We start from the raw sequence: 12,189 nt of genomic DNA, 5'->3' as shown, positions 1-12,189 counted from the left end.
AAAATTTAAACAGATGAAATTAAGAAGTTTATTATTAACCGTATTAAGTATGTCTTTTGTGACTGCTTCGTTTTCGCAGGCCAATTTATTGAGCGCGAAATCACCTGAAGAAATAGGTGTAAGAACAGAAGCCCAAAAAGCATTGGACAATGATGAGCCATTGGAATATGGGTATGTTGATGATAGAGATATCATGTATTCCAAAATGACATGGGAACGCGTAGTTCTTGATGAGCGTGTTAATTTTCCGTTATACTATCCTGTTGATACTAATAATATTGGTAAAAACAGAAGATCGTTATTTGATGTATTGTGGAATAGCGTTAAAAAAGGTGATTTGGAAAACATCTATGATGATTCTTATTTCACAGCAAAACGTACAATTAAAGATCTGAAAGCGAGTATGTCTAAAATTGATACTTTGGATATTGGATACGAGCAGTATAACGCTGATGGTTATGTTGATCCGGAATATATTGTAAAAACGGATATTACTTCTTTTCATGTTAGTGCTTATTTAATGAAAGGTTTATGGTATTTTGATAAGCGTCAAGCAGAAATGAAATATCGACTTATTGGTATAGCACCAGCTGCACCAGACGTTAACTTTTTAGATTCTGATGATGAAGCCAATAAGGAGCCTATTCCACTATTTTGGGTATTTTATCCGGATGCCAGGGATATTTTACATGAGGCCAAAGCGTTTAATAATGAAAACAGTGCTGTTTCATTTAGTTTTGATCACTTGTTGAACTCTAGACGCTTTAATGGTTATGTTTACAAAGAGGAAAACGTATATGGCGACCGTAAGGTAACCGAATATATTTCTGAAAATGCTTTAATGCAGTTACTAGAATCAGATAGAATAAAGGAGAAGATAAGAAACTTCGAATTAGATATGTGGGCTTACTAATAAGTTCTACAATAAATAATAGTTTAAACGCTCACTTTTTTAGTGAGCGTTTTTTATTACGATATTTGCAAAGTGTATAAAAAAGTATAATGAACAAGGTAGATTATATTGTAGTTGGATGTGGTTTGGCAGGCATTGCATTTTGCGAAAAATTACGAACAAACAATAAATCATTTTTATTATTTGATGATGCATCTCAACAATCATCAATCGTTGCTGCAGGTATGTATAACCCTGTTATTTTAAAACGTTTTTCTGAAGTATGGCTAGCTTCTGAACAATTAAAGTTGGCCAAGCCTTTTTACAGTCAATTGGAATCTCTTCTTAATGTAAAATTAGATTATGAATTGAAGTTGTATAGAAAATTCACTTCAGTACAAGAACAAAATTTGTGGTTTGACGCTATGGATAAACCTAAATTGGAGCCTTTTCTTTCACAAACAATAATTAAGAACTCCAATAATAATATTGAAGCTGGTTTTGGTTTTGGTGAAGTCTTACAAGCTGGTAGAGTAGATACAAACATGCTGATTGATCATTACTTAAAATTTTTAGAACATGAAAATGTATTAAAAAAGGAAAGATTTCAACATGAAAAACTCAAAATACAAAACGATGAGATTGAATATAACGGTTTAAAAGCTGATAGAGTAATTTTTTGTGAAGGTTTCGGATTGAAAAAAAATATCTATTTCAACTATTTACCACTTACGGGAACTAAAGGTGAAGTATTAACCATAAAAGCTCCTGACTTAAAAATAGATTATGCCTTAAAATCGTCTGTGTTTGTAATTCCAGAAGGCAACGATGTATATTCAGTAGGAGCTACTTATAATTGGGAAGATAAGACACAATCTATTACAGAATTAGCCCGTGAAGAATTGGTTTCAAAATTAAAAACCCTCATACATTGTGAATTTAAAGTAATAAATCAAGTTGCTGGTATTAGACCTACCGTAAAAGATAGACGACCACTTGTGGGTTCACATACAGCGTACAATAATCTTTTTGTTCTAAATGGCTTGGGAACTCGAGGTGTAATGATTGCACCTTTTATAGCGAATGCTTTATTCAATTACATAGAATGTAATGAACCCTTAATTCCAGAAATTGATATTAATCGGTTTTCTTTTTAACCAAGCTTTTATCATAGTGCATAAAGAGGTTAATCCATATATTTCGTGATAAGCGCATGATAATAGGAGCAAAAACTATAAGTGTCCCAATTATAGATATAAATACGACGTCTAGGTTTGCATCCAGAATTAAATAGCTAATTACAAATGCAGCAACAGCAAAAGCAATTCCAACAGCATAACTTACATACATAGAGCCATAAAAAAAAGAAGGTTCTATTCTATACTTTGTACCACAGTGAGAACATTTTTCACCAATTCTTAAAACATCCTTTAACACATAAGGGTTTTTGTTCTCATACATGGATTCTTGATGACATTTAGGACACCTTCCAGTTAGAATACTATATATCTTACTTCCTTTTTTAATCATCTTTAAAAGTTTACTTTTGCACTTTGGGAATTGCAAAATTAATTCTTTAATCAATAACAATTTGTAACAATTGTAACAAAATGCTTAACATTCATAATCTTTCCATTTCATTTCAAGGCGAATATTTGTTCGAAGAAATAACTTTTAAATTAAGCTCTGGAGATCGCATTGGGCTTATAGGAAAGAATGGTGCAGGTAAATCCACAATGCTTAAAATTCTCTCTAAAGAGATGGAACCTGATTCAGGGCAAATAGCGGCTGATAAAAACTTAAAAATAGGGTTTTTAAAACAAGATATAGATTTTGAATTTGGACGTACGGTTTTGGAAGAATCGTATGAAGCTTTTAAAGAAATAAAAGAAGTTGAAAGTAAGCTAGAAGATATTAATAAACAATTGGTTGAAAGAACTGACTATGATAGTGAAGGATATCATCAACTGATGATTGATTTAAATGAATTGCAACATCAATATGAAATTTTAGGTGGTTATAATTATCAAGGAGAAACCGAAAAAATATTACAAGGTCTTGGTTTTAAGCGTGATGATTTTAATAAGCTGACAGATACCTTCTCTGGAGGATGGCGTATGCGTATTGAATTAGCCAAATTATTACTTCAAAATAATGATTTATTATTGTTGGATGAGCCTACCAATCATTTAGATATAGAATCAATTATTTGGTTAGAAGGCTTCTTAAAAAACTATCCTGGAGCTGTAGTTATTGTATCTCACGATAAAATGTTTTTAGACAATGTGACCAACAGAACTATAGAGATTTCACTAGGTAGGATTTATGATTACAGCAAGCCTTACTCACAGTTTTTAGTGCTGCGAAAAGAAATTAAGGAACAACAACTGGCAACCCAGAAAAATCAGGATAAGCAAATTCAGCAAACTGAAAAACTTATCGAAAAATTTAGAGCAAAAGCATCAAAAGCATCAATGGCACAATCTTTAATAAAGAAATTGGATAGAATGGAGCGCGTTGAAGTTGATGAGGAGGATAACAGTGTAATGTCCTTGAATTTTCCAGTTTCAGTTACACCTGGTAAAGTTGTTGTAGAAGCATCAAAAATTTCGAAAAATTATGATGATTTGCAGGTCTTGAAAAATATTAACCTAACTATTTCAAGAGATACAAAAACTGCCTTTGTAGGCCAAAATGGTCAAGGTAAATCTACCTTGGCAAAAATAATTGTTGGTGAAATAAAACATCAAGGTGATTTAAAACTGGGGCACAATGTTCAAATAGCTTATTTCGCCCAAAATCAAGCAGAGTATTTGGATGGAAGCAAAACGGTTTTAGATACTATGATTGATGCTGCTAATGAAAAGAACAGGAGTCGTGTTCGTGATATATTAGGAGCTTTTTTATTTCGTGGTGAAGAAGTTGATAAATATGTACGTGTTTTATCAGGAGGCGAACGTAACCGTTTAGCATTGGCAAAATTACTATTACAACCGTTCAATGTGTTAGTAATGGATGAACCAACAAACCATTTAGACATTAAATCAAAAAATGTCTTAAAAGATGCTTTGAAAAATTTTGAAGGTACTTTGATTTTAGTATCACATGATAGAGATTTTTTACAAGGACTTACTGATGTGGTTTATGAGTTTAAAGATCAAAAAATTAAGGAGTATTTAGGTAATATTGACTTTTATTTGGAACAGCGAAATGTTGAAAATTTGAGAGAAGTTGAAAAAAGAGAGGTTGAAAAGCAAAAGCCTAAAGCAAGTAATAAGGATTCCTACGAGTCTCAAAAAAAATTAAAATCACTTACCAATAAGTTGAGTAATCTTGAATCCAAAATTAATCAACTAGAAAAAGACATCAAATCCATTGATGTAGAATTAGCAACTAATTATGATGAAATAGTGTCGGATCCAGCTTTTTTTGATGACTATCAAGGAAAAAAAAATAAACTTGAGAGTCTTATGAAAGATTGGGAAAAAGTACATGAACAAATAGATTCACTATAATTAATACGTAAATTCTTACATTAAATAGTAGTTCATCGAATAATTTTGGATTTAAGCGTTCATTGTTCTAATATTGAATCAGATTAATCCCAAATCTATTGAATATGAAAACTTTAAAACTAACATTACTTTGTCTTTTCGTAGCTGTAAATTCTTTTGCAAGCGTTTCAACAAGCGAAAAAGAAGCACTTCTAGCATTATACAACGCAACCAAAGGTGACCAATGGGTAAACACTTGGGATTTAAGTACACCAATAAATACTTGGTATGGTGTTACGGTTGAAGAAAATCAAGTTGTTGCTTTAAACCTTGAGTTTAATAATCTGCAAGGAACATTGCCTGAAGAATTAGGAAAGTTAACTCATTTAAAATCAATCAAATTAGGTTTTAATAAAATCACTGGTAATTTACCTCAATCAATCGGTGAATTAAAGCAATTAGAATCTCTAGAAATATTTATGAATAGTTTAGAAGGGCGTATTCCAGATGAAATAGGTAACCTTCAAAATCTTAAAGTCATAAAATTATACAGTAATAGTTTGTCAGGAGAGATCCCAGTGGCTATTACAGGCTTGTCTAACCTAAAAGAATTGTTAATTGGAAGTAACCAGTTGTCTGGTACGATTCCAACACAGATAAATTCCCTCACCAAATTAGTAAAATTAAGTTTAATCGATAATAAGATTTCTGGTGAGATTCCCGTTGAAATTGCTGAATTAAAGCAGTTGGAAGAACTTGTGTTAGCAAGCAATGAATTAACAGGAGATTTACCATTTGAACTGTCTTATTTTCCAAAATTAATGACGTTTATGGTAAGTGATAACAAATTAAGTCAAGATTACATTAGCATTGTAAATGGTAATAATCCAAACTTTATGGATTTTAATAACGTAGATACCGTAATTACTGACAATGATTAATTTTTAAGTTTTAACAATAGTTAAAAAAGAGACCATGAAATAATTCATGGTCTTTTTTTTTGTAAATTATTGTCATGTTAGAACAGTTTTTTCATTGTCCTTATTGTTGGGAAAGTATATCCATGTTGCTAGATATTAGTCAAGAAAACCAAAGTTATATTGAAGACTGTGAGGTGTGTTGTAACCCTATTCAAATACAAGTGAAATTTGACAATACCGAATTAGTTTATTTTAATGCTGAAAGTATTGAACAATAAATTTCTGTAAAATATACTTGTAATATCTAAAAAGCATTGTATATTTGCAGTCTAAATCGCGGGATAGAGCAGTAGGTAGCTCGTCGGGCTCATAACCCGAAGGTCACTGGTTCGAGTCCAGTTCCCGCTACTAATTTGTCTCTCAAAATTTGAGAGACTTTTTTTTATAGTGTGGTTTCTCATAAAGCAGGTTTTGTAAATATTATAGGTAATCCCAATGTTGGGAAATCAACATTGATGAATGCCTTTGTTGGTGAGAAGCTGTCTATTATTACTTCCAAAGCACAAACAACTCGACACAGAATTTTAGGAATTGTTAATGGCGATAATTTTCAAGTGATTTTATCCGACACGCCTGGTATTATAAAGCCAGCATATGAATTGCAAGAGTCCATGATGGATTTTGTAAAATCAGCATTTGATGATGCTGACGTGCTTATTTATATGGTGGAAATAGGTGAAAAGGAATTAAAAGATGAGGCCTTTTTTAATAAGATAACCAATTCGAAAACACCTGTTCTATTGCTTTTAAATAAAATTGACAAGTCCAATCAAGAGCAATTAGAGGAACATGTTGCTTTATGGTCTGAAAAAGTCCCAAATGCTGAGATTTTTGCTATATCGGCATTAGAAGGTTTTAATGTAAAAGAAGTATTTAGTCGTATAGTTGAGTTATTACCTGAATCGCCCCCATTTTATCCAAAAGATCAGCTAACAGATAAGCCCGAACGTTTTTTTGTTAATGAAACCATTCGTGAGAAAATCTTAATGCATTATAAAAAGGAAATACCTTATGCTGTTGAGATTGATACAGAAGAGTTTTTTGAAGAAGATGATATTATCCGCATGCGTTCTGTAATAATGGTAGAGCGTGAAACTCAAAAAGGCATTATTATAGGACACAAAGGTTCAGCCATTAAACGAGTTGGTATAGAGGCTAGAAAGGATTTAGAGAAATTTTTTGGTAAGCAGGTACATTTAGAACTATATGTGAAGGTGAATAAAAACTGGCGTAGTGATCAACGACAGTTGAAACGTTTTGGTTACAATCAATAGTATTATTTATTGTTGGGTTTTTCATTTATAACCTCAATCATAAAATCATAAAGGTCGTGCATTTCTTCTTTGCTAGAATCTTTTCCAATGCGTCCTGCAAAATAGAGTACAAACCATAAAATAACCAATAAAAACATAACACCTAGTTGAACAACGTAGGAATTATCTAAAGCCCAATTTGAGTAAGCCCATATAGCGAAAGCAATAAATAAACCAGCAACAATAAAGTGAAAAAACATAAACATGGTCCATACTGTTGGATTGGGTCCAAAAACACCGTGTAGAATAGCAGTTTTTTCGCCATCTTCATTTATTTCCAAATGTAATTGAGGAGACCAAAACTGTTGTTTGTCTTTGGGGAGTTTCAAAAATACATGGTCATCAATTATTGAAACAATAAATTTTTTCTGGTTGGTTTTGGCCATTTGAAATTGTTCTAAATAAAAAGTATTTTTTTTATTCAGTAGCTTTTTAAATCGCGGGCGTAAGACAATATCTTGTTTCTTAATGGACATAAAACAAATTAGTTAGCTTCATAAGTTAACTTCATGGTTATTGATGCAGTCTTTTTTTTTGAGGACGTATTGTAAGTGCCACCCCATGAGTAATCTTCATTTGAGTTTTGCCCAGTTATTTGAAAGATACCCATTTTAGCTGATATAAGGTTGCCAAGCCTACCTCCAGAGTTAGTAGCTATCATTTCTGCTCGTTGCTTGGCATCCGATGTAGCTCTTGAAATCATTTCAATTTTCAAATCTGCTAATTTAGTGTAATAATAACGTGGTGTTTCAGAGTAAAACTGAATACCTTTGTTTAAAAGCTCTGTTATTTCTCTCGATATTTTTTCTACTTTTTCTACATCATTTGATTCAATTTTTAAAGATTGAGTCAGTCGATAACCTAGAAATTCTTCACCAATATATTTGCCATCAGACGAATACTTGGCTCTTTGATTTTTCGAACTATTTACAGCATTGAATACCAGTTCATTTTCACTAATACCTTTTAATTTAAGATATTTAGTAATAGCAGTTTTATCATTTTCCAAGGCTTTATAGGCTTCTGTCAAGTCAAAGTTTTCTTGTTGATATGAGCCACCCCAAACTATTAAATCTGATGTAAAGTCTTCATTGCCCAATCCAGTTACAGAAATGCTTCCATCAACTTTATTTCTATTCATAAAAGAATTACCCAATATGTAGGCAGAAATAATTATGGCTAAAGAAAAAAATATTGCAGGTAAATTCTTTTTCATCATTTTAAATTTTAAACGCTGTACTAAAATATAACGAAATCATAAGCTTATCATTATATTTGCATCAAATTTTATAAGTAATGAGTAATATCGTAGCCATAGTGGGAAGGCCAAATGTTGGAAAATCAACATTCTTCAATCGTTTAATACAACGTCGTGAAGCAATAGTTGATGCTGTGAGTGGTGTCACTAGAGACCGTCATTATGGTAAGAGTGACTGGAACGGCAGAGAGTTTTCTTTAATTGATACCGGTGGCTATGTAAAAGGTAGTGACGATATTTTTGAAGCTGAAATAGACAAGCAGGTTGAAATTGCTATCGATGAAGCTGATGCAATTATTTTTATGGTCGATGTGGAAGCTGGGGTTACTGGAATGGATGAAGATGTTGCTAGATTATTGAGAAAAGTAACAAAGCCTGTGTTTTTAGCTGTAAATAAAGTTGATAATGCTAAACGCGCTGAAGATGCTGTTGAATTTTATTCGCTTGGTTTAGGAGATTATTATACTATTGCTAGCATCAATGGTAGTGGTACAGGTGATTTACTGGACGCGCTTGTTGAGGCACTTCCAGAAAAAGAAGAAGTTGAAGAAGAAGAGCTACCTCGTTTCGCCGTTGTAGGGAGACCAAACGCTGGTAAATCATCATTCATAAATGCCTTAATTGGTGAAGATCGCTATATAGTTACCGATATTGCAGGAACTACACGAGATGCTATAGATACAAAATACAATCGTTTTGGATTTGAATTTAATTTGGTTGATACTGCTGGAATTAGAAAAAAATCCAAAGTCAAGGAAGATCTTGAGTTTTATTCTGTTATGCGAAGTGTTCGAGCCATTGAGCATTGTGATGTGTGCTTACTAGTTTTAGATGCCACCAGAGGTTTTGACGGCCAAGTTCAAAATATTTTTTGGTTGGCAGAACGTAATCGAAAAGGTATTGTAATTTTAGTCAATAAATGGGATTTAGTTGAAAAGGACAATAAAACAATCAAGGAATTTGAGAAATATATAAAGTCTCAAATAGAACCATTTGCCGATGTGCCTATTGTGTTTATTTCTGTTCTAAATAAACAGCGTATTTTTAAAGCTATTGAAACGGCTGTTGAAGTTTACAAAAACCGTTCGAAGAAAATTAAGACGAGTAAACTCAATGAAGTATTGCTTCCGCTTATTGAAAATTATCCACCACCTGCATATAAAGGCAAGTTTGTGAAGATTAAATACATTATGCAATTACCTACACCCCAACCACAGTTTGCGTTTTTCTGTAATTTACCACAATATGTCCGAGACCCTTACAAACGCTTTCTTGAAAATAAGTTGCGCGAACATTTTGATTTCCATGGTGTTCCGGTGAGCGTTTACATGAGAAAAAAATAACACAACTTTATCTTTTTTTTAAGAAAATTCATACGAAAATCGATTTACCTTCGTTTTTCTGAATAATCTTAATCAACCATCAATCAAAAAATGAAGTCTCTATTTCTGATAGCAACTTGCTTTTGCTTAACTTTTACTTTTGCGCAATCCAATAATTTTAAAATTTTCGGTAGTATCAAATCGGTTGATGAAAATTTGCCGTTGGAGTCTGCTACGGTGCATGTTGAGAGAGTTCAAGATAGTTCAGTGATTTCTTATACCATTACCAATAAAGAAGGGGAGTTTCAATTAGAAGATAAAACCAATGACAAATCAGTAAATCTCTATATTTCATATGTTGGTTATAAAACATATTACAAAAAGGTTGAGCTAAATAAAGAAACCATAGATTTAGGTGTTATTGAAATGGAAGTTTCAAATGCGCTTGATGAAGTCGTTATCAAATCGGCTGCTCCAATCACTATTAAAAAAGATACATTGGAGTTTAATGTGAAATCGTTCAAAACCAAAAAGGATGCAACTGTTGAAGATTTATTAAAACAGTTACCAGGTGTTGAAGTCGATGATGAAGGAAAAATAAAAGTCAATGGCAAAGAGGTTAATAAAATACTTGTTAATGGAAAACCATTTTTTGGTGATGACCCAACAATTACCACTAAAAACCTAACAAAAGATATTATTGAAAAAATTCAGGTTGTTGATACCAAAACAAAATCTGAAGCCTTCACAGGTGAGACGGTAGATGGTGAGAATAAAACTATTAACCTGACTATAAAAGAAGAAAATAATAAAGGTGTTTTTGGTAGAGTAGCTGCAGGAGGCGGAACTGATGAGCGTTATGAAATGGCAGGAATGCTTAATTATTTTGATAATGATCAACGAATAAGTGTTTTGGCTGGTGGTAATAATATTAATTCGCCTGGTTTTAGTTTTGGTGAAATTAGAAAAATGTTTGGAGGTGGTTCTAGCATGTCTATGTCAAGTAATGGCTCTTTTACTATTGATGGTCGTTCATTTGGAGGTGGAGAAGGTATTGTGAAGTCGCAAAATATTGGAGCTAATTATGCTGATGAGTTGAGTGAAACCACAGACATTTCTGCAGACTATTTTTATTCAGGAAGTAGTTCAGAAAACAAACGAGCAACCCAAAGAGAGAATATTTTGCCTGATTCAAGATATTTCACAAACTCGTTATCAAGTACATACAATGACAATGATAATCACAGTGCAAATATGGGGTTTGATATTGAAGTAGATTCTACTTTTTTAATAAATATAGATCCATCCTTTCGCTATTCAAAAAGTAAAACCACATTTGATAATTTTGAAGAATCATTAAATGACGAGCGTATATTGACCAATGAATCAAATACAAATTCACTGGTTGAAAACGATGCCAAAAATTTCAGAAATAATTTAAATGTTACTAAACGATTTGGAGATAAAGGCGCATTCGTAAGAGTTAGTTTAACAAATGAAATTAATGCGCGTAATTCAGATGATTTTTTGACTTCGCAAACAAATGTTTATGGAGAAGATGTGAACAATCCTAATAATCCAGATTATGTCTTAATAGACCAAGTGATACGCGACCAATACACTGATGGCGAGGGTGGTGTGAGTAATTTTAGATCAGATATTAGATATCGATTGCCTATTATTAAAAAAGAGTTTTTTATCAATTTTGACTATGATTATAGTAGAGACAAAAGCACCGATAGGAAAAGTACTTTTGATAAAGACGCTAATGGTGAATACAGTATATTTAATAATGATTTGAGCACGGATTTTGAGTATTTAAATGAAAGTATGACTCCAGGCGTGAGTTTAAGTTATCGTAAGGAGAAATGGTCAGCTAGAGCTGGATTTGATTATATTTTTAGAACACTTGAAAATGTCGATTTATTAAGACCACAATTAAGTATAAAACGACGTTTTGAAGCTACAGAATTATGGTCTAGCTTTAATTACAGGTTCAACCCAAAAGCTTCACTGTGGACAGGTTATCGTTTAAATAACACACCGCCACAGTTAGAACAATTACAGCCATTTGCTAATGTGTCTGACCCATTGAACACTGTTGTTGGTAACCCAAACTTAGAGCCTTCCAACAACCATAGAATCAGCATGGGGTTTAACGCATTTGACTGGCAAAAACGAACGGGGTTTTATAGTTATGTGAGTGCTACATTTATTGAAAACCAAGTGGTGTCTAAAACGACTATTGATGAAAATTTTGTTAGAGAAACAACTTATGCCAATGTAGATGGGAATTATAGAGTAAATGGAAATTTGGACTACAGTAAGGATGTTAAAGTAGATAGTTTACGAACAATTAAGTTTGGTGTAGGTGCTTTTGCAAATTTAAATAAGAGCATAAATTTCAATAATGATGTTATGTATGCAAGTAAGGTGAGATCAATTTCACCAAGTGCAAGTTTAACGTTTACTTGGAAGGATATACTTGAAATTAGACCAAGATACCGTATTACGTTCACTACAAATAAGTATGACATTGATGACTTTGAGGATAGAAAGTTTTCTTATCATGATTTAAATATTAAAACAGCCTTATTCTTACCTAAAAATTTTGAATGGCGAAATGATATACAATATAACTACAACCCAAATATTGGTCCAGGATTTCAAAGTAGTGCCTGGTTTTGGAATTCCACGTTAGCGTACTCTGTTCTTAAAAACAATGGAACTGTAACTTTAAAGGTCTATGATTTATTAAATCAAAACACCAACGCAAGAAGAACGGCCACACAAAATTATATTCAAGATTCGCAAAGTACTGTATTAGAACAATATTTTATGTTGAGTTTTAGTTGGAAATTTAATAGTTTGGGTAAAAAAGGAGAAACAGGTGGTAATGATGTTTTCTTTTTTGATTAAAAAATAAAATA

Annotated in this window: 11 protein-coding genes and 1 tRNA gene; 9 read left to right on the top strand and 3 right to left on the bottom strand. The window is 32.4% G+C overall.

All coding sequences use genetic code 11. The features are described 5' to 3' along the window. The first annotated feature begins 13 nt into the window (after window positions 1–13). Both porN and HGK31_RS00390 read left to right on the top strand, forming a co-directional pair. Entirely contained in the window at window positions 14–913 is a 900-nt protein-coding gene (porN, locus tag HGK31_RS00395; RefSeq protein ID WP_104734629.1) for a type IX secretion system ring subunit PorN/GldN, read from the top strand. An 89-nt stretch (window positions 914–1,002) separates the two neighbouring features. Then, window positions 1,003–2,049 (top strand): NAD(P)/FAD-dependent oxidoreductase, encoded by a 1,047-nt coding sequence (locus HGK31_RS00390; RefSeq protein ID WP_191858037.1) that lies wholly within the window; start codon window positions 1,003–1,005, stop codon window positions 2,047–2,049. Here HGK31_RS00390 and HGK31_RS00385 read toward each other — a convergent pair. Continuing rightward, window positions 2,030–2,422, bottom strand: a complete 393-nt coding sequence (locus tag HGK31_RS00385) for a DUF983 domain-containing protein (protein WP_191858036.1) — start codon at window positions 2,420–2,422, stop codon at window positions 2,030–2,032. The genes HGK31_RS00390 and HGK31_RS00385 overlap by 20 nt on opposite strands. Before the next feature lie 80 nt (window positions 2,423–2,502). Between HGK31_RS00385 and HGK31_RS00380 the strand changes: the two genes are divergently transcribed. The 5 genes from HGK31_RS00380 (at window position 2,503) to era (ending at window position 6,640) form a co-directional block, all read left to right on the top strand. Further along, complete coding sequence (locus HGK31_RS00380) at window positions 2,503–4,407, top strand: ABC transporter ATP-binding protein (RefSeq protein WP_191858035.1); 1,905 nt, start codon at window positions 2,503–2,505, stop codon at window positions 4,405–4,407. A 104-nt stretch (window positions 4,408–4,511) separates the two neighbouring features. Further along, window positions 4,512–5,327, top strand: a complete 816-nt coding sequence (locus HGK31_RS00375) for a Two component regulator three Y domain protein (protein WP_191858034.1) — start codon at window positions 4,512–4,514, stop codon at window positions 5,325–5,327. A gap of 74 nt (window positions 5,328–5,401) precedes the next feature. Beyond that, a complete protein-coding gene (locus HGK31_RS00370; RefSeq protein ID WP_191858033.1) occupies window positions 5,402–5,584 on the top strand; it encodes a CPXCG motif-containing cysteine-rich protein in 183 nt (60 codons plus the stop codon). Between the two features lie 57 nt (window positions 5,585–5,641). Next, window positions 5,642–5,714: transfer RNA gene (locus HGK31_RS00365), tRNA-Met, on the top strand. 41 nt (window positions 5,715–5,755) lie between these two features. Beyond that, window positions 5,756–6,640 (top strand): GTPase Era, encoded by an 885-nt coding sequence (gene era, locus HGK31_RS00360; protein ID WP_104734623.1) that lies wholly within the window; start codon window positions 5,756–5,758, stop codon window positions 6,638–6,640. A 2-nt stretch (window positions 6,641–6,642) separates the two neighbouring features. Here the strand turns inward: era and HGK31_RS00355 are convergent, their stop codons facing one another. Beyond that, complete coding sequence (locus HGK31_RS00355; RefSeq protein ID WP_191858032.1) at window positions 6,643–7,155, bottom strand: GTP-binding protein; 513 nt, start codon at window positions 7,153–7,155, stop codon at window positions 6,643–6,645. 8 nt (window positions 7,156–7,163) lie between these two features. Then, complete coding sequence (locus HGK31_RS00350; protein WP_191858873.1) at window positions 7,164–7,895, bottom strand: SIMPL domain-containing protein; 732 nt, start codon at window positions 7,893–7,895, stop codon at window positions 7,164–7,166. An 80-nt stretch (window positions 7,896–7,975) separates the two neighbouring features. On the opposite strand from HGK31_RS00350, the gene der reads away from it, so the two are divergent. Together der and HGK31_RS00340 are read left to right on the top strand one after the other, a co-directional pair. After that, the gene (gene der / locus HGK31_RS00345) at window positions 7,976–9,280 is read left to right on the top strand and encodes a ribosome biogenesis GTPase Der (protein WP_191858031.1); all 1,305 of its coding nucleotides are present in this window, start codon (window positions 7,976–7,978) and stop codon (window positions 9,278–9,280) included. 90 nt (window positions 9,281–9,370) lie between these two features. Further along, a complete protein-coding gene (locus HGK31_RS00340; protein ID WP_191858030.1) occupies window positions 9,371–12,178 on the top strand; it encodes an outer membrane beta-barrel protein in 2,808 nt (935 codons plus the stop codon). Window positions 12,179–12,189: the final 11 nt, after the last annotated feature.

Origin of the sequence: Hanstruepera ponticola, assembly GCF_012931685.1 — a bacterium.
Taxonomy (GTDB): Bacteria; Bacteroidota; Bacteroidia; order Flavobacteriales; family Flavobacteriaceae; genus Hanstruepera; species Hanstruepera ponticola.
The sequence above is the reverse complement of the archived record's forward strand: the minus strand, read 5'-3'. Positions and strand labels throughout refer to the sequence as shown.